This is a genomic window from Elusimicrobiota bacterium, assembly GCA_016722575.1.
Lineage (GTDB): Bacteria > Elusimicrobiota > Elusimicrobia > FEN-1173 > FEN-1173 > JADKIY01.
In genome coordinates, this window is record JADKIY010000005.1 from 157,863 (window position 1) to 182,154 (window position 24,292).

At 63.5% G+C, this 24,292-nt stretch carries 25 protein-coding genes; 4 read left to right on the plus strand and 21 right to left on the minus strand.

Annotated features, from left to right (window positions below):
* Positions 1 to 84: 84 nt before the first annotated feature.
* The 4 genes from IPP68_09610 to IPP68_09625 all read left to right on the plus strand — a co-directional run bounded on the left by IPP68_09610 (position 85) and on the right by IPP68_09625 (position 2,425).
* Positions 85 to 1,020 carry a LysR family transcriptional regulator gene (locus IPP68_09610; GenBank protein MBL0350612.1) on the plus strand — a complete coding sequence of 312 codons (936 nt, stop codon included), beginning with the start codon at positions 85 to 87 and terminating at the stop codon, positions 1,018 to 1,020.
* Positions 1,017 to 1,340 (plus strand): hypothetical protein, encoded by a 324-nt coding sequence (locus IPP68_09615; protein ID MBL0350613.1) that lies wholly within the window; start codon positions 1,017 to 1,019, stop codon positions 1,338 to 1,340. Before IPP68_09610 ends, IPP68_09615 begins: the two co-directional genes overlap by 4 nt.
* A gap of 148 nt (positions 1,341 to 1,488) precedes the next feature.
* On the plus strand, positions 1,489 to 1,965 hold the full coding sequence (locus IPP68_09620; GenBank protein MBL0350614.1) for a hypothetical protein: 477 nt from the start codon (positions 1,489 to 1,491) through the stop codon (positions 1,963 to 1,965).
* A 274-nt stretch (positions 1,966 to 2,239) separates the two neighbouring features.
* A complete protein-coding gene (locus tag IPP68_09625; GenBank protein ID MBL0350615.1) occupies positions 2,240 to 2,425 on the plus strand; it encodes a hypothetical protein in 186 nt (61 codons plus the stop codon).
* Between the two features lie 512 nt (positions 2,426 to 2,937).
* Here the strand turns inward: IPP68_09625 and IPP68_09630 are convergent.
* The 21 genes from IPP68_09630 to trpS are packed head-to-tail and all read right to left on the minus strand — an operon-like array spanning position 2,938 to position 24,278.
* On the minus strand, positions 2,938 to 3,639 hold the full coding sequence (locus IPP68_09630; GenBank protein ID MBL0350616.1) for an amino acid ABC transporter ATP-binding protein: 702 nt from the start codon (positions 3,637 to 3,639) through the stop codon (positions 2,938 to 2,940).
* On the minus strand, positions 3,626 to 5,047 hold the full coding sequence (locus tag IPP68_09635; protein MBL0350617.1) for an ABC transporter permease subunit: 1,422 nt from the start codon (positions 5,045 to 5,047) through the stop codon (positions 3,626 to 3,628). Before IPP68_09635 ends, IPP68_09630 begins: the two co-directional genes overlap by 14 nt.
* Positions 5,048 to 5,089: 42 nt before the next feature.
* Positions 5,090 to 5,962: a glucose-1-phosphate thymidylyltransferase RfbA gene (gene rfbA, locus IPP68_09640; protein ID MBL0350618.1), complete on the minus strand. Its 873-nt coding sequence runs from the start codon at positions 5,960 to 5,962 to the stop codon at positions 5,090 to 5,092.
* Between the two features lie 16 nt (positions 5,963 to 5,978).
* The gene (locus tag IPP68_09645; GenBank protein MBL0350619.1) at positions 5,979 to 7,508 is read right to left on the minus strand and encodes a DUF4301 family protein; all 1,530 of its coding nucleotides are present in this window, start codon (positions 7,506 to 7,508) and stop codon (positions 5,979 to 5,981) included.
* Between the two features lie 43 nt (positions 7,509 to 7,551).
* Entirely contained in the window at positions 7,552 to 7,710 is a 159-nt protein-coding gene (locus IPP68_09650; protein ID MBL0350620.1) for a hypothetical protein, read from the minus strand.
* Position 7,711: 1 nt separating this feature from the next.
* Entirely contained in the window at positions 7,712 to 8,014 is a 303-nt protein-coding gene (locus IPP68_09655; protein MBL0350621.1) for a septum formation initiator family protein, read from the minus strand.
* 8 nt (positions 8,015 to 8,022) lie between these two features.
* Complete coding sequence (gene eno, locus IPP68_09660) at positions 8,023 to 9,387, minus strand: phosphopyruvate hydratase (GenBank protein ID MBL0350622.1); 1,365 nt, start codon at positions 9,385 to 9,387, stop codon at positions 8,023 to 8,025.
* 11 nt (positions 9,388 to 9,398) lie between these two features.
* A complete protein-coding gene (locus IPP68_09665) occupies positions 9,399 to 10,859 on the minus strand; it encodes a phosphoglucomutase/phosphomannomutase family protein (protein MBL0350623.1) in 1,461 nt (486 codons plus the stop codon).
* Positions 10,860 to 10,906: 47 nt separating this feature from the next.
* Entirely contained in the window at positions 10,907 to 11,944 is a 1,038-nt protein-coding gene (dusB, locus tag IPP68_09670; protein MBL0350624.1) for a tRNA dihydrouridine synthase DusB, read from the minus strand.
* Positions 11,945 to 11,960: 16 nt separating this feature from the next.
* Entirely contained in the window at positions 11,961 to 13,007 is a 1,047-nt protein-coding gene (gene tsaD / locus IPP68_09675; protein ID MBL0350625.1) for a tRNA (adenosine(37)-N6)-threonylcarbamoyltransferase complex transferase subunit TsaD, read from the minus strand.
* Complete coding sequence (locus tag IPP68_09680) at positions 13,000 to 13,482, minus strand: hypothetical protein (GenBank protein ID MBL0350626.1); 483 nt, start codon at positions 13,480 to 13,482, stop codon at positions 13,000 to 13,002. The genes tsaD and IPP68_09680 overlap by 8 nt, the downstream gene beginning before the upstream one ends.
* 43 nt (positions 13,483 to 13,525) lie before the next feature.
* Entirely contained in the window at positions 13,526 to 14,782 is a 1,257-nt protein-coding gene (locus IPP68_09685; GenBank protein ID MBL0350627.1) for a S41 family peptidase, read from the minus strand.
* 27 nt (positions 14,783 to 14,809) lie between these two features.
* On the minus strand, positions 14,810 to 15,976 hold the full coding sequence (locus IPP68_09690; protein MBL0350628.1) for a peptidoglycan DD-metalloendopeptidase family protein: 1,167 nt from the start codon (positions 15,974 to 15,976) through the stop codon (positions 14,810 to 14,812).
* Positions 15,973 to 16,749 (minus strand): hypothetical protein, encoded by a 777-nt coding sequence (locus IPP68_09695; protein ID MBL0350629.1) that lies wholly within the window; start codon positions 16,747 to 16,749, stop codon positions 15,973 to 15,975. Before IPP68_09695 ends, IPP68_09690 begins: the two co-directional genes overlap by 4 nt.
* Positions 16,750 to 16,784: 35 nt before the next feature.
* Positions 16,785 to 17,831: a polysaccharide pyruvyl transferase family protein gene (locus IPP68_09700; GenBank protein MBL0350630.1), complete on the minus strand. Its 1,047-nt coding sequence runs from the start codon at positions 17,829 to 17,831 to the stop codon at positions 16,785 to 16,787.
* A complete protein-coding gene (locus tag IPP68_09705; GenBank protein MBL0350631.1) occupies positions 17,810 to 19,399 on the minus strand; it encodes a hypothetical protein in 1,590 nt (529 codons plus the stop codon). Before IPP68_09705 ends, IPP68_09700 begins: the two co-directional genes overlap by 22 nt.
* Positions 19,396 to 20,877 carry a glycogen synthase GlgA gene (gene glgA / locus IPP68_09710; GenBank protein MBL0350632.1) on the minus strand — a complete coding sequence of 494 codons (1,482 nt, stop codon included), beginning with the start codon at positions 20,875 to 20,877 and terminating at the stop codon, positions 19,396 to 19,398. The genes IPP68_09705 and glgA overlap by 4 nt, the downstream gene beginning before the upstream one ends.
* The gene (galT, locus tag IPP68_09715) at positions 20,874 to 21,890 is read right to left on the minus strand and encodes a galactose-1-phosphate uridylyltransferase (GenBank protein MBL0350633.1); all 1,017 of its coding nucleotides are present in this window, start codon (positions 21,888 to 21,890) and stop codon (positions 20,874 to 20,876) included. The genes glgA and galT overlap by 4 nt, the downstream gene beginning before the upstream one ends.
* Positions 21,883 to 22,509, minus strand: coding sequence for an SMC-Scp complex subunit ScpB (scpB, locus tag IPP68_09720; protein ID MBL0350634.1), 627 nt, complete (start codon positions 22,507 to 22,509; stop codon positions 21,883 to 21,885). The genes galT and scpB overlap by 8 nt, the downstream gene beginning before the upstream one ends.
* The gene (locus IPP68_09725) at positions 22,510 to 23,292 is read right to left on the minus strand and encodes a segregation/condensation protein A (protein ID MBL0350635.1); all 783 of its coding nucleotides are present in this window, start codon (positions 23,290 to 23,292) and stop codon (positions 22,510 to 22,512) included.
* The gene (gene trpS, locus IPP68_09730; protein ID MBL0350636.1) at positions 23,289 to 24,278 is read right to left on the minus strand and encodes a tryptophan--tRNA ligase; all 990 of its coding nucleotides are present in this window, start codon (positions 24,276 to 24,278) and stop codon (positions 23,289 to 23,291) included. The genes IPP68_09725 and trpS overlap by 4 nt, the downstream gene beginning before the upstream one ends.
* Positions 24,279 to 24,292 lie beyond the last annotated feature (14 nt).

The window sequence follows — 24,292 nt, forward strand, 5'->3', positions numbered from 1 at the left end:
CCGCTCCCCCACTTTACCGCCGGTTTAAATATAAATCAAATTGATTATTTATATATTTAATATAAAAATTGTTAATATATTTCCGTGGAACTTCAACACCTCCGATCCTTTCTGGCCGTGGCCCGCGGCGGCGGCTACGCCAAGGCCGCCGAGGCCCTGCATCGAACCCAGCCGGCCGTGACGGCGGCGGTCCAGTCGCTGGAAAAGGAACTTCGCCGACCCCTGCTGGAACGACGGGGCCGCCGAGCGGTTCTGAGCCCGGCGGGTCGCGCTCTTCTGGCCGAAGCCGGCCCGTTGCTGGACCAATGGGAAAAAGTCTCCGACCGTTTGACCGAGCGACTGGAGGGGGACTTTCGGGGGGAATTGCGCATCGGGGCCGGGGAATCCGCCACGCTCTACGTTCTTCCCGCCCTCCTGGGCGCCTTTCAACGAAAACATCCCCACGTCCGCCTGGTCATTCATCACCAACGGGCCGACGAAACCCTTCGCATGATCCGGTCGGGGGAGCTGGATTTCGGCGTCCGCCCCCTCACCACGGTGCCCGAATGGGCCGATTACCGCCCCCTTCGCTCCTACAAGCGCCTTGTCGTGTGCGCTCCGAAGCACCCCTTCGGCCGCCACCGGGGCCCCGTGACTTTGAAACAAATGGCCGAGCATCCGATCCTTTTTCCCGGCTCCCAGTCCATCACCCGAATCCTGATGGAAGGGGCCCTAAGCCGCGCGGGGCTGGCCTACCGCGTGGGTTTGGAGGCCGGGGGGTGGGAAGCGATCAAAACCTACGCCGCGGCGGGGCTCGGCGTCGCCGTCGTCCCCGACATCTGCCTCCGCCCGGCGGATCGGCGGCGGCTCGCCGTCCGGGACGCCAGCCCGCTTTTCGGCCACGACGCCCAGGGCATTGTAACCCGCCGAGGGGCCCAGTTCTCCCGGTCCGCCCAGGCCGTTTTACTGGCCCTGGACCCTGAATTCCCTTTCCAAGAGAAACCGAGGGGGGAAATTCGGCTAAAAGGAGCCTTCAAGTGAAACGAACAACTATCGGACTGCTCTCCCTAACGGTCCTGTGGCTCTCCACGACTCCCGAAGCCCTGGCGGGCCAATTCAACGCCGCCAATACCCTCCAGCGCCTGACCAAGAAGCTGGATCTCCGCCCGGAGCAACAGGACGCGGTGCGGGAGATATTAAACATTCCCGCCGGCCACCCCCATCCCTGCGCGCTGGAATTGAAGGAAATCGACGCCATCCATAAGATTTTAACTCCGGACCAAAGGCTCCGATTCGCCAAACTCAAGGAGGTCAAAATCGCCCGAAAACGTCGATTGGAAAGCTGCTGCCCCGTTCCATAACCCTCCGCCAGCTCCCCGAAAAGCCCCATATTCCGACGCAGAAACCAAACCACCCACCGCCCGATTGACTTTTACCCAATAAAAGGAAAGAATCTGTCTGGTAAATCGTTTTTCTAACCATTTCTGGGTCTTAACACGGTGAATTCCTGTGGACAACATCAAAATTCGAATTAAAGTCGGCAACAACGAAATCGAGGCCGAAGGCCCCAGCGCCGAAGTCGAAAAACACATCGAAAAATGGCGCCGCGAGGTGGCCGGCGCCGACCGGCCAAATTCGCCCACCGCCGTCTCCAGCGCCTACTATTTCGACGCCGGACGCAACGGACTGACGATCCGGAAAGGCCCCGGAACGGGCCCGAAAGGCCGCAAATTGGCCGACGCTCTCCTATTATTGCTTCACGGCTACCGTGAACTTCAAGGCAAAACCGAAGTGGAAGCCACCCGCATTGCCCGGGATTTGCGAGAATCCGGACACAGCGACCTGGCAAAACTCGCCCGCTCCTACCATCGGCTCCAAAGCGAAGGGCTCGCCGTTCGGGCGGGACGCGGCAAAGGCACCAGCTATCGCCTCACGGAGCCGGGCCTCAACGCGGCCGCCATACTCGCCCGACAATCCGCCGTCTAACGACCAAAAAGAACTGGATCAACGACGCAAAAACCCGGATCGGTCCCCACACGGTTATAGCTTCTGATAATATATATTATGTTAAATATACACCAAGAGGCCTCCGGGTGTGTTGTCTTAGAAATAACGTTAAATTATTATTTAAAACTGTTGTTGAACAACGTTTTTTGATGTGATTCTAAATATGTTTTGTATTTGTTTTGACTTAGCACTCTTAAATTGTATTATTTCAACTGGTTTTGGCATAAACGCATAAAAATTCAGGAGGCTCCGCGTGTTCACCATCGGCGAATTCAAGGGCAACATGGTCATCAGCTTGAAGCAGAACGAGTCGGATCGTTACGGATTGACCTTCGGTTTGACCAAGGCGAAATTGATATTGGACCACATCGATGACATTCGAAAATTCTACGATGAAAACAAAGACAAGATTAAACGCCGGACGGAAGCCGCCGAATAGAAACGGCCTAAAATTCAACCGCTGACCGACAGCGGCCGGTCAACGATCCGGGGGTCCACCCCCCCGAAGCCAAGAAAGCCACCACTTCCAAGGGGCTTTCTCGAAGTGTTTTCTCCACCCGCCACCCGGGGAACCGCCCCGCCCCAAGCGCGTCAGGAATCGAAACGACCAGTCCAAGCCGGGGATTGAACACCCCCACCGACAATCCGCCCCGACAGGATCGCCGGTTGACGGTCGATAGGCCCATCGGCCCCCGCCTTGCCCCCCCCCAGACGATGAAAGCCTTTTCCCGTCGATCAAAAACCCATGGGGTGCGATTTAAATCGCCATTGAACAGACTAAATGGGAATTCCCCGGAAAGGACCAAAGAAATTGTTTGCCCGCGGAAAGAAAGCCGAAGGGGACAGGCGATTAAATGGGAATCCGAGGGGACGAAGGGAAGGGAAAAACCGATGCGGACAACAGGAACCGAAAATGACGGCGGGGAGGGTCTTTTTAGGGGCGGTTTAGGCTCAACGGCGGGCCAGTCCGGGACGATCCTCCTCCACCTTCCCCCCCGGGCCGAACCGAAGAATCCGGGTGGCAATTCGGTTCACCACGGCGGGTTCGTGGGTGACAATCAACATCGTCAGGCCATCCCGGGCGAAACCGGCCATCACTTCCACGACGTCTTCCTTCATCTCCGGGTCGAGGCTGGAGGTCGGCTCGTCGAAAAGAACGGCCCGGGGGCGCATGGCCAAGGCGCGGGCGATGCCCACGCGCTGTTTTTGACCTCCCGAAAGCGAATCCGGGTAAGCCTTCGCCTTTCCGCCAAGCCCCACGCGCTCCAAAAGGGCCATGGATTCCTTTTCGACCTCCCCGAGCGGCCGGCCCTGGACACGAACCGGCGCCAGGGCCAGGTTTTGAAGAACGGTCAGGTGCGGGAAGAGATTGAAAAACTGAAACACAAAGCCCATTTGTTCCCGCAAACGCCGAATCAAATCGTGGTGATGCTTTTCGTCGATGCCGGCCCGAATTTCGATGTCCCCCACCCGCACCGTGCCGTGCTGAAAAGGCTCAAGATAGGTCAAACAACGGAGGAAAGTGCTCTTCCCCACCCCCGACGGGCCTTGAACGACCACCACTTCCCCCTCCTCCACGCGCAGAGAGAGGTCCTTGATCACCGTGTGATCGCCGAAGGACTTCGAAAGATGTTGAACGTCAATGCACAACACGACGTTGGGCCTCCAGTCGACGGGACAAATACGAGAGCGGCAGGCTCATCATCAAGTAAAGCCCTGCGGTGAGCAACCCCAGCTCCAGAAACCGAAAGGTCGCCGTGGCCGCTTGGGAATAGGCGCGGGTGAGCTCCATCACCGTGATGATGGATACGAGGGAGGTGTCTTTAAAGAGGGCGATAAAATCGTTCGTCGACGGTGGAAGAACGGTTCGAACGGCCTGGGGCAGGATCACGTGGCGAAGGGTCTGCCAGGTCGTCAAACCCAGGGAACGGGCCGCCTCCTCCTGGCCCCGGGGAACGGACAAAAGGCCCGCCCGGTAAATCTCGGACTCGTAGGCGGCGTAATTGAACCCGACGCCCAACACCGCCGCCACCAGGGCGTTCAACTGCAAACCCAGGTTCGGCAGCCCGTAGTAAAGCACGTAGAGCTGGATGAGCAGCGGCGTCCCCCGGGTGATTTCCACGTATACCGCGCAGAGGGACCGCAGTCCTCGGCCGCCGTACAGGCGGCCCAGGCAAATAAGGAATCCCACGCCGACGGCCAGCGCCATCGAAAGGACGGAAATCAAAATCGTCGTCCCCGCCCCCCGAAAAACGAGCCCCAAATACCGTCGGACCGATCCCCGTTCGGGGATGGAAGGCGCCGAGGTCAGGGCGTCCTTCAATCCCCTTTGGTCCCGCGTCCACAGGTTCCATTTGCGGTAAATCGATTCCAGCGTGCCGTCTTGGATGAGGGCCGCCAGGGCCTCGTCCACGCGCCGCCGAAACTCGGGCGAATCCTTCCGGATCCCCCCCGCGTAGAGGCCGCGGCCCACGGGATCGCCGACGGCGGCCAGTTTCGGGTTGGGGCCCGCGTACCAGGCCGCGATGGGCACGTCCAAAAGAACGGCGTCCGTGCGGCCCAATTCCAAATCTTTGTAGATCTCCACCGGCGACGGGTACGCCACGGGGGTTACGCGCCCATCCCGTTCCATGAGGGTCTGCGCCAGGGACGCCGTCAACGTTCCCACCCGATGGCCCCGCAAACTTTCGAAGGTGGAAAACCGCTCGTCCCCACGGCGAACGGTGATTTGCTCGGCGAAAATGTAATAGGGGATGGAAAAATCGATTTTGGTCCGGCGGTCTTCGGTGATTTCCAGACCGTTGAAGGCGAGGTCAAAATTGTCGCGCAGGAGGGCGGGAACCAGCTCTTCCCAAGGGACGAGAACCAGGACGGGCCGCAGGTTCATCCGCCGGGCCAGGGCGTCCAGGATGTCGACCTCAAACCCCAAAAACCGCCCGGGATCGGCCGGATCGCGATAAAGGTAGGGCGCCCCGCCGGTGGCGTCCGCTCCCCATCGAATTTCGCCGGTGCTCCGGGCCCGTTCCCAGGCGTCGGCGGCGGAAAGGGTGGAGGGGATCAGCGCGAAAAAAAGAAGCGCGGCGCGGCGCACGGCGGGGAAGGGTCAGGAACGCGGATTCAACAGGCCCAGCAGGTATTGGCCGTATTCGTTTTGACGCATGGGTTCGGCCAGACGGCGGAGGGACTCGGCGGAGATGTAGCCCCGGTCGTAGGCGATTTCTTCCAGGCACGCCACTTTGAGGCCCTGCCGCTCCTGGAGCGTTTGAATAAAAACGGCCGCTTGCAGGAGCGTTTCGTGGGTGCCCGTGTCCAGCCAGGCGATCCCGCGGCTCAACTTCTCCACGTGCAACGCTCCCCGCCGAAGGTAGGCGTTGTTCACGTCCGTGATCTCCACTTCCCCCCGGGCCGACGGTCGCAGCTTGGCCGCGATGTCCAGGACGCGGTTGTCGTAGAAATAGAGGCCCGTGACAGCGTGACTGGATTTGGGGCGGGTGGGTTTTTCCTCGATCTTTAACGCCTTTCCCTTCCGGTCGAAGGTCACCACGCCGTAGGCCGACGGGTTGCGGACCGGGTAGGCGAAAACCGTGGCGCCGGCGGGGCGCTGGGCGGCGCGGCGCAGGAGGCCGGTGAGCGCGTGCCCGTAGAAAATATTGTCCCCCAATATTAAAGCCACGCGGTCGTGGCCCACAAAATCGCGGCCGATGGTGAAGGCCTGGGCCAACCCGCCGGGCTCGGGCTGAACGGCGTAAGAGAGCTTCAGCCCCAGCCAACGGCCGTCGTCCAGCAAGCGTTTGAAATCCGGTTGTTGGTGCGGGGTCGTGATGATCAGGATGTCCCGGACGCCGGCCAACATCAGGACCGACAGCGGGTAATAAATCATGGGTTTGTCGTAGACGGGCACCAGCTGTTTGCTGATGCCCCGGGTGAGCGGATAGAGGCGGGTGCCGGAACCGCCGGCCAGAACGATGCCCTTCATGGGAGGAAATGATACATCAATGGGCGCGCCGATGTCCCGGACGCCAGAGGTCCGCCACGCTTTTGACCGGGGTGAACAGCGCGGACGGGATTTCAACGAACACCGTGTTCCAACGGTGCATGCCGCCGTTCCAAAGGCCCGGCCTTTCCCACACCCGGACGGGGCGGCCGCGGAACGTTTTGACCGTGACGAGCACCGCCCGGTCGTCCGCGAAGTCGCCGAGCCGAAACGGCCGGTCCCGATGGTCCCGGAGGGCCACCACCAGGTCGACGGGGTTGAAATGGGTGGAGCGGCGCAGAAAATTCCGTTGGCGGGGCGCCACTTGGGATTCTTCGACGATTTGCTTGCCGGGGCCCCCCGCCCGGGGATCCGACTCCCGCACCCAAAAAGGTCCGCCCCCGGGGTCGCCCCGTTTGGCGATCATGCCGCAGACGCGCCAGGGCCGGTTCAGAACGCGCCGCAGCCACGCCCGGGGATTCTTGGAAGGCGCCCGCAACCCCAGCGTCGACTCGACAAAGGATCGGGCCCCGTCCGCCGGGGCGCCGGCCTCCAGGGCGCGCAGCCAGCGGCCGCCCTCCTCCCACACCTCCAACAACCGCCCCGCCAACGCCCGACGCCAGGACGCGGCCCGGGACCCGGTCGGCGTCCCCGACACGTTGTCGATGTTCCGGAGGAAAACAAACCGTTCCCGGGATTTCTCCAGATTTTGCAAAAGAGCGCCGTGACCTCCCGGACGAAAATGAAGCCCTCCCGTTTCTTCCCGGGCCCAGGAACCGTCCTTTTCCAGGGCCAAGGTGTCCGTCGCCGGCGACTGGATCGACCAGTGGATTCGCCATCGGACGCCGAGACGTTTTCCCCATTTTTTTTGAAGGCGCGCGGCCAGACGGGCGAAAGCCGTTCGGTGGTCCGGCCCCACGGTGAAATGGGCCCGGCAACGCCCGGCCGCGTCGCCGGCGATCCCCACGGCGCCCCGAAGGTGATCTTCAAAGGCGGTGCGCGCCGCGGCACCGCGGCCGTGGAACGGCAGGAGCCCCTTGGGCAGCGCCGTCGCTCCCGATTCAAAGAGCGCCTCCAGCACCTCGTCCCAACGGCCGGCGCGAAGAAGGCCCGCCAGCGGGGCGCCCCGTTGGCGGCAGGCGGAGTCCAAAAGGCCGGCCAAGGCCAAGCGCGGAAGACGGTTGAAAAAAGTTCGCGCGTCGTTGAATTCCTTTTCGCGGACCAGGGAACGAACGGACCGGCCGGTGGCGGCGCGGCGACGGCGAAGGGTTTCCAGATTCTGAAAGAGGCGGGAGGCGGCCCCCGAGGCGGGAACAAAAACGGAGAAAAGACCCCGGCGGGCGCCCTGACGGGCGCGGCGCTCCAATTCGCCCCGGCGGGCCGGCGACCAGCGTTCAATGCCGTCGCCCACCCGGCAAGGGCGGTCGAGGCGAAGCGGGGCCGCCGGGCCCCGGAGAAGCCGATGGTGGAGGGCCGCGTCGCCCGGCGACATCCCCCGCCGACGCAGGGCGTCCCGGTCGCGGCGGGTCAGGGCGGGACGGCGGATCAACGGGGCGGAAGGAATCCGGGAAGGAAGGGCGCCGGGACCGGCGTCACTCCACCGGAAGGGGCGCGATGTCGATGGAGTTGGTCCAGAGGCTGTGGCAACGACCGCATTCGTAATACTTGAAGTCTTTGCCTTTGTCCGTGCGGGACTGCTTGACGGCCACGGCGCCTTTGGCGTTGCATTTGGGGCAGAGGGTATCGGACATGTCATTTCTCCTGGGCGGGTTCGACGTCGTCCGCCGCCACAAAACGAAATTCGATTTCCTCGGGTCGCAGAAGGCCGAGCTCCCGACGGGCCGAGGTCTCGATGTAGGCGTCGCTGGTGGAACGAGCGACGCGGGATTCCTGTTCGCTCGCCCGGCGCCGCGCTTCGTCCAACCGCGTTTCCAATCGGCGAATCTCGCGCCGTTGGGCGAGGTAACCGCGGACGCTCTCGCCGCTGATGCCGACCGCGACGCCGGCCGCCGCGAGGGCGACCCAAAAACCCCGGCGCTGAAACAGGCGGCGCACGAGCGGGATCAGCCCCTCAAAAAGGCTTTCGCGCCGGGGAATCGGGCGGCGGCGCCCAGGGATTCTTCGAGGCGCAGCAATTGATTGTATTTCGCGATCCGCTCGGAGCGCGACGCCGATCCGGTTTTGATCTGGCCGGCGTTCAGGGCCACGGCCAAATCGGCGATGAAGGCGTCTTCCGTTTCGCCCGAGCGATGGGAAATGATGGTGCCGTACCCCGCGGCCTGGGCTTTTTGCACCGCGTCCACGGTTTCCGTGAGGCTCCCGATCTGATTGACCTTGACGAGAATCGCGTTGGCCACGCCCCGGTGGATGCCTTCCTCCAGCCGTTTCGTGTTCGTCACGAAGAGATCGTCCCCGACCAGCTGGACTTTTTTACCGATGCGGTCGGTCAATTTTTTCCAACCGGCCCAATCGTCCTCGGCCAGGCCGTCTTCGATGGAAACGATGGGGTATTTGGCCGCCCAGTCGGCGTAGAACTCGATCATTTCATCGGCGGAACGGTCCCGAATGGCGATTTCCCCTTCCAACCGGTATTGGCCGTTGCTGTGAAATTCGTTCGAGGCGCAATCCAACCCCAGGTAAATGTCCTTGCCCGCCTTGTAGCCGGCGTTTTGAATGGCCTGGAGAATGACCTGGATCGCCTCTTCGTTGGACTTCAAGTTGGGGGCGAACCCGCCTTCGTCGCCCACGCCCGTGTTTTGGCCGTTTTTCTTCAACACGGCCTTCAGGGCGTGGAACACTTCGGCTCCGGCGCGCAGGGCGTCCCGGAAGCGCGTGCCGCAAACCGGCAGGATCATGAATTCCTGCATGTCGACGTTGTTGTCGGCGTGGGCGCCGCCGTTCAAAATGTTCATCAAGGGCACGGGGAAAATATAATCCTTGGAACGAATCCCGAACACCTGCCGCAAATGGGTGTGAAGCGGCGTCTTTTTCGAATCGGCCGCCGCGCGGGCCACGGCCATGGAGACCCCGAGGATCGCGTTGGCCCCGAGTTTGGATTTGTTTTCCGTGCCGTCCAAGGCGAGCATCAACGCGTCCACGGCTTTCTGGTCCCGGGCGTCTTTCCCCTTTAGGGCGGGGGCCAAAACGCTGTTGACGTTGTTGACGGCTTTCAAGACGCCCCGGCCCAAAAAGCGGGATTTGTCGCCGTCCCGCAACTCCACCGCCTCGTGGGCGCCGGTGGACGCCCCGGAGGGCACGGAGGCGCGCCCGCGGGCGCCGTCGGACAAGAGCACGTCGACTTCCACCGTCGGGTTGCCGCGGGAATCCAAAATCTCCCGGGCGCGCACCGCCGAAATTTTAACGCCGGACGACGATTTGGAACCGTTCGTCGAGGGCGACTTCGCTTTCTTCACGGATTTCTTGGCCATGGAACCTCTCCCTATTTCCCGGTCGAAACGCCGGCCAAAATGCGGCCCGCCTTTTCGAGGGCCTTCAATTTGGCCCGGTCCTGGGTTTCTAAATACACGCGCACGACGGGTTCGGTGCCGGACAACCGGATGCCGATCCAGCTTCCGTCGGTCAAAATAAATTTGAAGCCGTCCGTCTCCACGATGCGGCGGACGGCGAAATCCCCGAAGCGGGTCGGCGGGTTGTGACTGAGCCGCCCCTTCAAATCGTTCATTTTCTCCAGGGTCAGATGGAAATTCAAGCGGTCGGTGTAAAAAGTTCCGACTTCGCTTTGAAGGAGTTCCAGGGATTTTCGAAGCGGGCGCTTCGTGACGGCGACGATTTCGGCCGCCAGGAGGCACCCGAGCACGCCGTCCTTTTCGGGCACGTGGCCCCGGATGGACAGGCCGCCCGATTCCTCGCCGCCCAGAACGAAGTGCCCCTGCCGGGAAGGATAGACGGAATTTTCGTGGGCCATCACGTCGCCGATGAACTTGAAGCCGACCGGCGTTTCCTGAACGGTGAGCCCGCGGCGTTTCGCGACCGCGTCCAAAAAGTGGGAGGTCATGACGCTCCGCGCCGCGACGCCGGTCCAGCCCCGGGTCTTCACCAGGTGGTCCAGCAACAGCGGCAAAAATTCGTTGGGCGACAGCATCGTCCCGTCCACGTCCATGATGCCGAAGCGATCGGCGTCGCCGTCGGTGGCGAGGCCCAGATGGGCCTTTTGTTTCTTCACCGTGGCCTGGAGTTCGGTCAGGGTTTCGGGGTCCGGCGACGGGCCGTGGCCGTTGTAAAGGACGTCGCGGTTCGTGTGAAGGGCGGTCACCTCGACCCCCGCCTTGCGGAGGTATTCGTCCAGGTAACCGCGTCCCGCGCCCCAGAGGGCGTCGGTCACGACCCGGATTTTTCCGCGCTTCAAAAGGGATCGGTCCACCAATTCGTCCAATTGCTTGAAATAGGCGGGCATCGGGTCGTGGGGGACGATGAGACGCTTCTTGAGCCCCACGGCTTCGCGGCTGGTCTTGGGAATCGCCTCGCCGGACAAATAGGGCTCCGCGCCGGCTTCGATTTTTTGGGTGATTTGGGGCAGGGCGGGTCCGCCCCAGGAGGAGTTGAATTTGAGGCCCGAGTACGTCGCCGGGTTGTGGCTCGCGGTGATGATGATGCCGCCCGCGGCCTTGTTGCGCAGGACTTCGAAGGCCACCACCGGCGTGGGGGTGTCCCGCCCGCACAGCAGGGATTCCATGCCGTTGGCCGCGAGGACCCCCGCCGCGGTTCGGGCGAAATCTTCCGAGAGAAACCGGGTGTCGTAGCCGATCACGATCGGCTTGTTGTGGAGGCGCTCTTCGCGAAGGTAATCGGCGATGGATTGTACCGCGATGCGGACGTTGGCAAAGGTGAATTCGTCCGCCATGATGGCGCGCCAGCCCGAGGTGCCGAACTTGATGCTCATTGAATAAAAACCCTTATTTTTAGAGACGTTTTAGAATCGGGCCCATGTTAGCACACGGGCCATGGCGTGTCAATCTCGACGGTGGGGGCGGCGAAATCCCGCAGGGAGGCGTCAAATTCGTCGATCAACCGGAGCAGGGAATCGAGCGTGCCCGTGACGTTGGCCCGGGAACGAAAAGCGGCCGAGCCTCGAAGCCCGTGAACGTAGGATGGAATGTACTTGCGGAAGCGGCGGACCCCCAGGTCTTCGCCGTAAAAATCGGCGATGAGGCGCGCGTGCTCCCGAAAGAGGGCCAGCCGATGAGTCACGGGCAAGGGCGCGTCGACGCCCGCGCGGGCCGCTTGGGAAAGCTCCGAAAAAAGAAAGGGGTTGCCCACCGCCGCCTGGCCGATCAACACGCCGGCGCACCCGGATTCGTCCATCATTCGTTTGGCGTCGGCAAAGGTTTTGACGCCGCCGTTGCCGAACACGGGGATCTTGACCGACTGGACGATTTCCCGAAGGGCGGCGTTGTTCGGCGGACCCACGTGGTAATCCTCCTTGGACCGGGCGTGAATGGCCACCGCGGCCACCCCGACGGACTCCGCCAATTGAACGAACCGCCGGGCGACGTTTTCCCCCCGCCGAAATCCCAAGCGCGTTTTGAAGGTCACGGGGATCTTCACCGCCTTCACCATGGCTTCCAGGCACCGGGCAAAGAGCGATTCGTCTTTCAGCAGGCTGATGCCGGCGCCGTTGTTCGCGATTTTGGGCACGGGGCAACCGCAGTTCAAATCCACGATGTCGGCCCCGGCTTCCTCCGCCGCCCGGGCCGCGTGGGCCAACCGATCGGGATCGTTGCCGAAGACTTGAAGGCTCACCGGGTGTTCGTCGGGATAGGTTTGGAGCATCCGGCGGGATTTTTCGTCCCCGTAATGGAGAGCGTTGGCCGACACCATTTCGGCGCACACCAGTCCGGCGCCGCCCCGTCGGCAAAGGCGCCGATACGGCGGGTCGCCGATCCCGGCCATGGGGGCGAGCACGAAGGGGTTGTCCAACCGCAGGGCCCCGATGGTCGGACGGGGCAAGGGCGCGGCGGACGTCATGGACGCGGAACGGCGGTTACCAGTTCTTGAGGGCGAGCGTGGAATCCACCGACAGGGCGTCGGGGGAAAACCGTTTTTTGGCCGACCGAAGATATTTGTAGTAGCCCGCGACGCCGATCATGACGCCGTTGTCGGTGCAGAGGGCGGGGGCGGCGGTGTGCACGCGGTGCTTTTTGTGGTGTTCGGCGAAGGCTTCGCGAAGGCCCGTGTTGGCCGACACGCCGCCACAGACGACGATGTGCCGCAAATTCAATTTTTCGGCGGCCGCGATGGTTTTTTTGACCAACACCTCGACCACCGCCGCCTGAAACGACGCGCACACGTCGGCGACCTTTTTCTTGGTCGCCAAAATCTCGGGATGGTCGCGCAAATGGTACACCACGGAGGTTTTCAATCCCGAAAAAGAGAAATCCCACCCTTCGGGAAGAAAGGCCCGGGGAAAGGCCACGGCCTTCGGATTGCCCTTGGCGGCCAAACGGTCGATGGCGGGGCCGCCGGGATAGCCCAGGCCCAGCAATTTGGACACCTTGTCGAAGGCTTCGCCGGCGGCGTCGTCCCGGGTGCGGCCGAGGATGTGGTAGCGGCCGTAATCCAGGACGTGCACCAGTTCCGTGTGCCCGCCGGAAACAACCAGCGCCAAAAAGGGCGGTTCCAATTCCGGATTGCCCGGAAGAATGGACAACAAATGCCCTTCCAAATGATTGACCGGCACCAGGGGCTTCTGGTAAATCCACGCCAGCATTTCGGCCACCACTTTGCCGACCAGCAGAGACCCCATGAGGCCGGGCCCGACGGTCACGGCGATGACGTCCACGGGAAGGTTTTTCGGAAAGGGCGCCTGGCCCCGGGGCGCCTGCCCCTTGAGGGCGGCTTCGACCACGGCCTGGGCGCTCTCCACGTGGGCGCGACTGGCGATCTCCGGCACAACGCCGCCGTACGGCTGATGGAGCGACACCTGGCTCGCCACGACGTTCGACAAAATGTGGCGTCCGTTTTCCACGACCGCCGCGGCCGTTTCGTCGCACGACGTTTCGATTCCCAACACCCGAATAATTTTAGACATGAAATTTCCCCTTTATCGATGGGCCGCCACGCGGCGCCGGCGATGGATGCACCACCAGCCGCTGAAACACCCGCTCCCGGTCGCCCAATTCGAGGACCCACCGGTCGCCGTCCTTTTGATCTTTTTGGATGGCGAGCCCGCCTTCGTGAATCACGGGCGCCAGTCGCTGCAAAAATCGGCCGGAGTGAAAAGGCTCCCGCGGACGGACTTCCAACGTCGATTCCACCCAGCGGCCCGTGGCGTCCGCCCGCTCCTCGTTCACCGACTTAAGCACGTCGGCCTCCCTGACGCCGGCCGCCGACAGCGCGTCCCGCACGCGGGATTGGAGCCACACGCTCTGGCTCGACAAATCCGCCAACGCCGCGGTCGGAGGGGCGCCCGTTCCGCCGGTGGCGCGATCCCACAGGGGCCGCCAGGCGTCCCGGGCCCGCCAAACGGCCACGCCGGCCGCCGTCAGCACGAGAATGAGAAACAAGTCGAGGAGGACGCCCCCCCGTTCGTTGCGGACCGCGCGGCGGCTAACGGTTCATCCCCTTGAAGACGGCTTCGGCTTTCAAGATCTCAATGGCGCGCTCCAGCACCTCGTCTTTCACGCGCTCCTCGGATTTCACGGTGGATTGCGGGGCCTTGTCCTTGGCGTAAATTTCCTCGGACTGGGATTGAAGTTTGGCCTCGGTTTCCCGGGGCACGGCGATCACGATGTCGGGGGTGATGCCGCCTTTTTTCGTTTTTTCATCGCGGTGAATGGAACGGCCCGACGGGGTGTAATATTTGGCCACGGTCAGGCGCAAGGCGGAACCGTCCTCCAAGGGGATCACGGACTGCACGCTGCCCTTGCCGAAGGTCTCCGACCCCACGATGATGGCCCGCCGCTGGTCCTGCAGGGCCCCCGTCACGATTTCGGAGGCCGACGCCGACCCCCCGTTGACCAGGATGGCCAGGGGCAAATTCCCGTAGGGCGCCTTGGCGTCCGCCAGATAGTCGGCCCGGGGCTGGGCGCGGCCCTGGGTGTAGACGATGAGCTTGTTGTCCCCCAGGAACAATTTGGACACGTCGACGGCCGAGGTGAGCAGGCCGCCGGGATTGTTCCGGAGGTCCAATATGAGGGAATTCATTCCCTTGTCCTTGAGTTCCTTGGCCGACTTCAAGAGATCGGCGTTCGAGGTTTCGATGAACTCGCTCAAGCGCAGGTAGCCGATGCCGCCGTCCAGCAGGGCCGATTTGACGCTTTGAATCTTGATCACTTCGCGGGTGATCGAGAAGACCCGCGGTTCCTTGTCCCCCTCGCGCGCGATGGACAGGGAGACCTTGGTGCCGGGCTTGCCCCGAAGGCGGGAAACGGCGTCTTCGACGCTCAAACCCTGCGTCACCTCGTCTTCGATTTTGACGATCTTATCGCCGGGCAAAATGCCCAGACGGTACGCCGGCGTGTTCGGCATCGGGGTGATGACGGTAAGCCAGCCGTCCCGAACGGCGATCCGAATGCCCAACCCGCCGAACTGGCCCTGGGTTTCGGTTTTCATTTCCTTGTGCGCGTCCGGTTCCATGAATTGGCTGAAGGGATCCAAGGCCCGCGTCATGCCGGCCGCGGCCCCGTACACGATGGCTTTTTGATCCACGGATTCCACGTACTGCTCGCGGATATACTGGAGCACGTCGACCAGGAGTTTGATTTGCTCGTAGGTGGTATCGACGGCCGACCGAACCGACGGCATGCCGAAAACCCCCGCCACGGCCGCGGCCCCGAGAATTAAAATCCGATTGCGCGTTTTCATATCCCTCTCCTTATCGTGGTGTTGCCCTCAGCGAACCCAGTCCTGGGGGTTCACCGGCGTGCCGCGCACGCGAAGCTCAAAATAGACCAGCGGCCGCCCCTGCTCGTCGCGGCCGCTCCGCCCCACCGAAGCGCCCGCCGCGATCTTTTGACCGCGCGCGACCGGCGTTTCGCTCAAATGGGCGTATATTGAATGAAGGCCGTCGGCGTGCCCGACCAACACCATCAAACCGTAATTCATGAACGGGCCCGCGTAGAGCACGTCGCCGTCGGCCACGGCGGCGACGTTCGCGTCGGGAGCCGTCCGCCACTTCACCCCGTTGGAAAAGACGTCGGCGTTGACCTCGGCGTTCCGCGTCCGCCCGAATTTTTCCACAAGGGCGCCTTCCACCGGACGGGGCAGGCGTCCGCGCCATCGTCGCGCGATTTCCTCCTGCGCGACGGGCGCCGGCGCCGCCCGCTGGGCCCGGGCGGCCCGGCGGGCGTCGTCCGCCTTTTGTTTGGCAATCAAATCCAAAATCAGCCGTTCGAATTTTTGGGCCGACGCGTTCAGCGCGCGAATGTCGCTTTCCAGCACCGCGCGGCGCCCTTCGGTGGTTTTTTGAAGCTCCCGCATGCGCTGGCCGGCCGCCTCGATGCGCCGCTCGTCCCGCTCGCGGTCCAATTTCAAATCCCGCAGTTGCTCCTCAATCGCCAGCAAATTGTCCCGCAACACGACCACGTCCTGATGCCGCTCCAGCGCGAAGTTCAAGCTGGAGGCTTGGTCCGCCACGAGAACCCGTTCGTAGGAAACGGACACGAATTCCCCCTCCGCACCGAGCCGGGACCGGCGGTAATAGGCGCCCATCGCCGCCGCCAGGCGCTCCTGCCATTGGCCCAAACTCTGACGGGACGCCCACAAACGGGCCTCCGCCGCCGATCGGTTTTCTTCGGACGCCGCCAAGCGCGCGTTGGTTTGGCCCAGCGCCCGCCGGGCCCCGGTCAATTCCCGGGAAATCCGCTCCACTTCGGCCCGAAGCTCCCGGGACCGCTTTTCCGTTTTTTCTTTTTCCTTCCGCTTATCGGAAAGTTTGGATTGGATTCTTTCCAACTCTTCCCGACCCTTCGTGATCCGGTTTTCCGAAACGGCCGGCGACGCGGCCAGCCCCGCGACGACCGCGAGGGCCGCCGCCGCGGAACGTCTCCAGCCCATCACTCGTCGGCCACCGCGCGGCCCAGGGCCGTCAACACGCCCAAGGCCAGCCCCGCGGCCGCTCCGTGAATTAAAAATTCGCCCAACCACCCCGCGACGGCCACGGCCCCGGCGGCGCCGCCCACGGCGCCCACGGCGGCCGTCGACAGCGTCTCGCCCACGCGCCAGCGGCGTCCAAAAAAGAGCCATCGGCCCGCCAGAAGGACCCCGACCGCCAACGCGCCCCAGACCGCCACGGAAATCCCCGCGCGCCGCTGCGACCGCAAGCGGGCCAACAACGCGATGCGGTCCAACCGGGGCGCGTCGTATCCCACGCGGTCGACGCCGTCCCAGGTCGTGATTTGCTCCGACAGAGGACCGAGATATTCCGGACGCAGGAAATCGGGGTTCCACTCGGCGTCGAAAGATTCGGGAAACGGGTTTCGCACCGTGAGTTTCAGGGCGTCGGCCAAGGCGGGGTCCCGTTGGGCCGTTTCGAGGGCCTGCTCTTTTGTCGTGAATTCGAGCCGTTGGACGCCCGGCAAGGATCTCAGCCGTTCTTCCAGAGACGGACGATCGGCGCCGCTTTTCAAAAAGACCACCCAACGAAACGAGTTCGATTCGGCGGCCGAGAAAACCGACAACAGGCGCTGCTCCTGCATCAGCAAGGAAATGGAAAAACCGAGCGCGGCGGACAGCAAACCGAGCGCGAGGGGAAGGGGCCAACGCCACGGCCAGTGAAGGCGCCAGGCGGAGGGGGGGCGTCGAGGGGCCGTCGATACAGCGGGGGCGCTCATCGACCGGGCCGAACGTGGAATTTCACGGCGTCATTTTACAAATTTCGAGCGGGAATCGGGATTCCGGCGTCGGAAAGCCATCGGGCCAGCGCCGCCAGGTTCCGACGGGCGACCGCCGGGCGTTCCCCCGGGGAAACGGGCCCGCGTTCGAAACCGGCCCGCAGTTCCTTCCGCCAGTCGTCGACCGAGGCCTCTCCGGAAACCACCGGCACGTTCAATTCCCGGGCCAAGGACTCGACTTTGCCGTGGGCGGCCAAGGCGACCGACGGACGGGACGTCAGCGCCGCGGCCACCAACCCGTGGTACCGCATGGAGACCACCAGGTCGTACCGCCCCAACACCGCGAAAACGTCGTCCGGTTTTTCCCAAGTTTCCAAGCGGTGCGGAAAAGTCAGGCGGGCCCGCAGGGCGGCGACGACGGGACGGTCCGCGGCGGGATGAAACAGGAGAAATCCGTGGTCCCAGGGCTCGCGCGCTTGAAGTCCATTGACGACCGCGGCCAGCGCCTCCGGGGACGCGGGCGCCCGCAACACCCAGAGAACGCGCTTCAAGGCGGGCGGCGGGGTGGCGATTTGAAGGCCGCGGCCCCAGACGGAATCGACGCCGACCGGCGTTTCCGCGCCGGAAACGGTCAGCGCGGCGGCGGAGGCCGCGTCCCGGGCCCACACGCGGGCGCCGCGCAGAAAACCGCGAACCGCTCGAATCCAACGTTGGGGAAGGGCCGGGTCGACCGACACGCCCAGGGCGGCCGCGGGCCGTCCGCGCAGGCGCGCCCAAAAAGGAAAAAAAAGGTAGTAAAGAAGGCTTCGGCGGCTGGTGCGGTTTTGAAACAATTCCCCGCCCCCCAGCACCACCGCGCCAAAAGATCGGAGGCATCGACAGAGGCGAAAAAAATTATCGCGGGGAATCGCTTCGGCGGCCCCCAAATCGCTCGGACGCGGGCCGACGACCACCGCGCACGACCGGTCGCCCAGCGCCGCGAGAAGAGAGCCCAAAATCCATTCGTCCCCCGCGTTGCCGTGACCGAAATAGCCGATCAGCAATGCCTTCGCGGGGGATCCTACGCCGGGGGGTTCGACCAACGCGCGTGCCCCCACCGGAACGCCCCGATGAGCGAGGCCCCAAGCAGGCCTCCCAGCCACAACCCGTGGAAGGTGCGGAGAGCGGAAACGCCCAGGGGCGTGTGGGCGTGGCAAAAGGTGTTAACGATGGACAACTGCCCGACGAACCCCACCAGCAAAAAAGGGCGCGGGTCGTGGAAAACAAAATGCAAGGCCTGGGCCCAGGGGCCCGGGCGATCGGGGAAAACGTCGCCGCCCGTTGGAAACCGCGCCCGCAAATAGAGCCCGAATATCAGCGCCGGGTGGCCGATGAAAAACTCCTTAAAGCGCGGACGTACGCCCAACACGCGTTCGAGCCACCCGCGGATTTGGAGCTCGGTGCCGCCGGCGTCCAGGGCCGTCCCGTGCCCGCTTCGAAGGACGTAATAGCCGACGCAACCCACCAGAATTCCCCCCAGCACGAGTCGTTCCACGTTCACGGGCTCTTGAAGGAAATGGCGTATTTCCCGAGCGCGGTAGAAATAAAACACCGAGGCGGCCAGGGGCAGCAGCAGCGCGAGCTTCACCCCTCGAAAACCGACAAACCCCAAGGTGAAATCGGGGGTCGAAAACAGGGCGGCGATCGCGAAGGCGACGGCCAAGGAAACGCCCGTCAATTGGGCCGGCGATTCCCAGGTCACGGGCCGCTCGCACGCCCAGCGGAAGGCGAAGAACGGACCGGCGACCGCGAGGAGGAACGCCAGGAGCTGGCGCAACGCCGAGGGCAGACGCCAAAGCGGCGGGGCAAAATCGGCGTAGCGGGGACGGGCGGGGCCCAATTCAAACCCTTCTTCCCGCAGCGCGTCGGCCAACCGCCGCACGAAAGCCAGGTTGTCATCGGAAGAAAGGCCCGGGAAAAGACGCACGTAAAGAAATCGGGCGCCGCGCTCCCGAACGGCCCGCACGTAGCGGGCCACGACGAGGTCCGGCCCCGCCTGCGCCATCTCCTCCTCGCTCAACGTGTGGGCGCGGATCGCGCGCCGGGGAAACGTGGCCAGCAACCCCGAGGTGCCGCGCTGGCGGGAGAATTCCAACCAGGGCAAGGTGAGGGTGGAGGAGGCGATCCAAGCCTCGACGGGCGTCCTATCGGGAAATCCCAACACAGACGGGCCGGAAAAGAGCGCGTGGGTCACGGGCGGAAACGACACGCGGTTGAGGCGCGCCGCCCGGGGCCAACGGTGCCGCCAATCCGAAAAAGGGGAGGCCTCCGGCCGGAGCGTCACGGTCAACCCGTCCGGCACCCGGGTTTCCCATTCGCGCAAAACGCCCGGCAAGGGATAGGACGGGTCCCAATAGATCGCGACCCCCGACACCCCCGCGTCCGCCAAATCCGACAGGGCCGCGTTGGTGCGCTCGTCGTCCGCGTCGGACAGGGAACGGACCTCTTCGCCGTCGACGGCGATTTCGACCACGCGGTCGCGTTCCCATTGCAGGCGGGACACCAGCGCGTGGACCCCGAAGAGCCCGAGCGCCAGGCCGAGGAGGGCGGCGCCCACCTGGGGGCGCGTCCACCGCCGGGCCCATCGTCGCCCCCGCGCCCAGGGCGTCACGGCGCCTCGACCCTTTCCGTGCGATGGGCCAGAGCCCGGCGATAGAGATCCTCGTATTTGGGGACGGAGTCGGCCCAGTCGAAGGCCCGGGCCATGCCCCGTTTGAGAATCCGCTTCCACCCGGCCGGGTCCCGGCGAAAGCGATCAACGGCGGTTTCCAGCGCCCGTCGGTAGGCCGCGGTCTCCGTGGCGGCCGCCACGAACCCGTCGCCTTTCTTTCCGTCCCGGGACACCGGGATCACCGTGTCTTTGAGTCCCCCCGTGGGGGTCACCACGGGCACGGCTCCGTAGCGGAGCGCGATCATTTGGCCCAGGCCGCAGGGTTCGAATCGGGACGGCATCAGAAAAATATCGGCGCCGGCGTAAATTTTGTGGGCCAGGGTTTCGTTGAAGTCGGTCGAACTCGCGACCCGCCCCGGGTGCTTGCGGGAGAGGGTGCGCAACGTCGCCTGGTAGACCGGGCTCCCTTGGCCCAGGAAAACCGCTTGGGCGCCTTCTTCCACAAAAGGTTCCAAGACGTCGAGCAGGATGTCGAATCCCTTTTGCGGGTCCAGCCGCGACACCATGCCGAGGAGGGGCGCCTTCTCGTCCTCGGTCAACCCCGTTTGGCGCTGGAGATCCCGCTTGCATTCCGCGCGCCCGCGGAGGGCTCGGGCCGTGAAGGGCCGGGCGATCATCGCGTCGACGGCCGGGTTCCACAGCGCGTTGTCGATGCCGTTCAACACGCCGAAAAAATCCCGGGAACGCGTTTGAAGAACCCCCTCCATCCCCCGCCCGAATTCCTCCCCCGACTGCACCTCGGCGGCGTAGGTCGGGCTCACGGTGGAGAGGACGTCGGCCGTCACCAGGGCGGCCTTCAAAAAGTTAAACCCATCGAAATATTCCAGCCGGTCCGCGGTAAACCACGACCAATCCAATCCCGCCGCCAGCAGCGTCTCTTTCGGAAAATGCCCCTGGTAGGCGATGTTGTGAATGCTGAAGACCGTCGCGGTGTTTTTAAAAAAAGGATCGTCCCGGTACAACGTCGCCAAATAGGTCGGAAGCAGTCCCGTCTGCCAGTCGTGGGCGTGGACCACGTCGGGCGCGAATCCGACGGCCCGGGCGGTTTCCAGGGCGGCGCGGCAGAACAGGATGTATCGACGGTCGTTGTCGGCGTAGTCGACGCCCCGGGAATCGCGGTAAAGGCCCTCCCGAGCGAAATGACCCGGGCTGTCGATCAAATAGGCGGGGACGTCGGGGCCGAAGCGGGTTTCCCACACGCGGACGGGGTGGTCCCGGCCGTCGACGGGAATCGTCAGGGAGAGGGGGCCGGAGCCGGGGGGCTCGTCGTCGCTGCCCGGGGGGCAATAATGGGGGAGGACCAGCCGAACGTCGTGGCCCCGGGTTTTCAGGGCTTCGGCCAGGGCGCCGACCACGTCGCCCAAACCGCCGGTCTTACAGAAGGGAACCGCTTCGCTGGCCGCGAAGAGGATTTTCATCCCGCGGTCGACGTTCCGTTCGGGGCTTCCCGGAGATAGCGCGCCGCCTGTTCCGGCGGGGTGGGGTTGATGTAGAAGCCGGCGCCCCACTCAAAACCGGCGGTGTGCACGATTTTGGGCATCAGCTCGATGTGCCAATGGTAGTGGGCCAGCCCCTTCGTTTTCAAGGGCGAGGTGTGAACGATGAAATTGTACGGCGGGAAATCCAGCACGGCGTTCAACCGCCCCAGCACGCTTTTCAAAAGGACGCTGAGCGAAGCGAATTGCGCCTCCGACATGGATTCAAAATCGGAGCTGTGCACTTTCGGGAGAATCCACATCTCGAAAGGGAACCGGCTGGCGAAGGGGGCCAACGCCACAAAATCCTCGTTGGCCTCGATGACCCGTTCGCCTTTTTCCACCTCGGCTTGGAGGATTTGGCAAAAAATGCACCGCCCCTTTTGTTCGAAGTATTCCTCCGCCCCGCGCAACTCCTGCTTCACGCGGATGGGCACCATGGGGGTGGCGATCAGCTGGGAATGGGCGTGGGCCAGGGACGCCCCCGCGGCCGAGCCCCGGTTCTTGAACACCAGGATGTATTCGAAACGCGGGTCCTTTTTCAAATCCAAAATGCGGTCCCGGTAGGCCCAAAGCACGTCCTTCACGCGGCTCGGGTCCAGGTCTTCCAATTGGCGATTGTGGTCCTCGGTTTCCACGATCACTTCGTGGGCGCCGAGCCCGTCCATTTTATCGAACAAATCTTCGCCGGTGCGGTGGAGGTCGCCTTCGATCTGGAGGGCCGGGTATTTGTTGGGGATCACGCGCACCCACCAACCGGGGGCGTTGGCCGCGCGGTTTTTGGGGGCGAACGCCAAAATCTCGGGCGGCGTTTTCTCCTCGTTGCCCGCGCAAAAGGGGCAGGGGACGGACCCCTGGGTTTCGCGCTGGGTGCTGAATCCGCCGGGACGGCGGCTGCGTTCGGTGGAAATGATGACCCACCGGCCGATGACGGGGTCGCGTCGAAGTTCAGGCATGGGGAGCCTCCGGGGCCGAGGACGCGGCCGCGCTTTCGACGGGTCCGGCGGCCTCGGGGGCCGGCTCGGCGTTCACCGCCGGCGGTTCCTCGGGGGGAACCAATTCCTCCAGGCGCGGCAGTTCGTCCAGGGAGCGCAGGCCGAATTGCTTCATGAAGTCGAGGGTCGTGCCGTAGAGCAGCGGCCGGCCCAGGGCTTCTTTTCGTCCGACGATTTTTACCAACTTGCGTTCCAAAAGGGTTTCCAACACGCCCGACACGTCCACGCCGCGAATTTCTTCGATCTCGCCCCGGGTGAGCGGCTGTTTGTAGGCGACGATGGACAAGGTTTCCAGGGCCGACGGCGTCAACCGCAGGGCCGTTTTTTCCTTGTAGAGGCGGCGCACCCATTGACTGAAGGCCGGGCGGGAGGCGAACTGAAACCCCTGGGCGATTTCCATCAAATGGTACGGGGCCGCGCGCTCGTCCAATTCCCGGGCGAGGCCGTTCAATTCCTCGCGCAGTTCCAATTCCGTGGGGGCGTCGGCGCCCAGCACGGCGATCAGTTCCGTGGTTTTGAGCGGTTTGTCCGTGAGCCACAGCAGCAGTTCCAGGACTTTTCGTCGTTCCAACAAATCCATCTATTCCCCCTCGGGCAAGGGCGCCGCGGGCGCGGGTTCGGGCTCCGTCGCGGCGCCTTCGGTTTCCAGATTTTCCGGCAGGGCCTCCCGCCGGTAGACGCGGATCTCGGCGAAGGCTTCGCTCTGACGGGCGGCGATTTCCTTGAGCCGGATCAATTCCAAAATGGCCAAAAAGGTGATGATCAAGCCCCGCCGCGTGGTTTCCCGCTCCAGAATTTCGCGGAAGGTCGCGTACGGGCGGCCGGCCAAAAACGCGAGAACGTCCTTGATCTTGACTTCGATCGGCACGTCCTCGGATTCGATTTCCCGCACCCGGGGGCGCAGGTTTTTGAGCACGTCCCGAAAGGCGTCCAACAAATCGAACAGGGACGCGTCCATGGTGTAATCGGTCTCGCCGAAGGTCGGCGCTCCGCGGAAATGGATGTCCTTGGTCGCGTGCAGGCGGCCTTCCAGGTGGCGGGAGGCCTCTTTGAACCGCTGGTATTCCAAAAGACGGTGGACCAGGTCGGCCCGGGGATCGACGGTTTCCTCTTCGTCGCGGGACGGGGCGGGAAGAAGGGTCCGCGCTTTGATCTGCATGAGCGTGGCCGCCATCACCAGGAATTCCCCCGCGATGTTCAAATTCAGATCCTTCAACAACCCCAGGTATTGGAGGAAATCGTTGGTGATTTGAGACAAAGGGATGTCGTGGATGTTCAGATCGTTCTTCTTGATGAGATACAAGAGAAGGTCCAGGGGACCTTCGAACACGTCCAGCTTGACGTTGTTTCCGGCGGTCGTCACGGGAGCCCCATGGCGGCTTTGGCCTGGTCCAAAGTTTCCCGGGCCACGGCGCGGGCGACCCGGGTGCCTTCGTCCAAGATCTCGCGCACCCGGCCGGGTTTTTGGGCCAAAACGGCCCGACGCGCCTGGATCTCCTTCAGGGGTTCCATGAGGGACAGCAAATGCTTTTTACACGCCACGCAGCCGATCCTCCCATCGCGGCATTCGGCCGCGCGTTCCTCGACGGAAGGATTATAAATTTTATGAAGGGCGAACACAACGCATCCCTCGGGGTGCCCGGGGTCGTTGGCCCTTGCCTTTTTGGGGTCCGTGTACATTTTTTGAATTTTGGACCACAAGATCTCGGGGGTGTCCGACAATTCCACCGCGTTGCCGTAGGATTTCGACATTTTGCGCCCGTCCAACCCCGGCACTTTGGGGGCTCGGCCAAGAATGGCCTTGGGCTCCGGGAACACGGGGCCGAAAAGCCGGTTGAACCGCCGGACGATCTCCTGGCACAGTTCCAAATGGGACAACTGGTCTTCCCCGACGGGGACGGCCGTCGCTTTGTAAATCATGATGTCGGCGGATTGAAGGACGGGATACCCCAAAAACCCGTGGGTCGCGATTTCCCGGCCGGCGAGCTCCCGCAATTGGTCTTTGTAGGTCGGAATGCGTTCCAGCCAGCCCAAGGGCGTGATCATGGACAACAGCAGGGCCAATTCCGCGTGTTCGGGCACTTTGGACTGGATGAACAGGACGCTTTTGGAAGGGTCCAGCCCCGCCGCCAACCAGTCCAACACCATGTCCTCGATGTTGCCTTTAATACCGGCGGTTTCCTCGTAGCCCGTCGTCAGGGCGTGCAGGTCCGCGACCATGAAAAAACATTTTTTGGCGGGGTCTTTTTGCAGATCCAGCCAGGGCGAGAGGGCGCCCCAATAGTTGCCCAGGTGCAATTTCCCGGTGGGACGCATGCCGGACAAAATAACGGTGGAGGGAGAGGTCATGGGCGAAGGGTGGC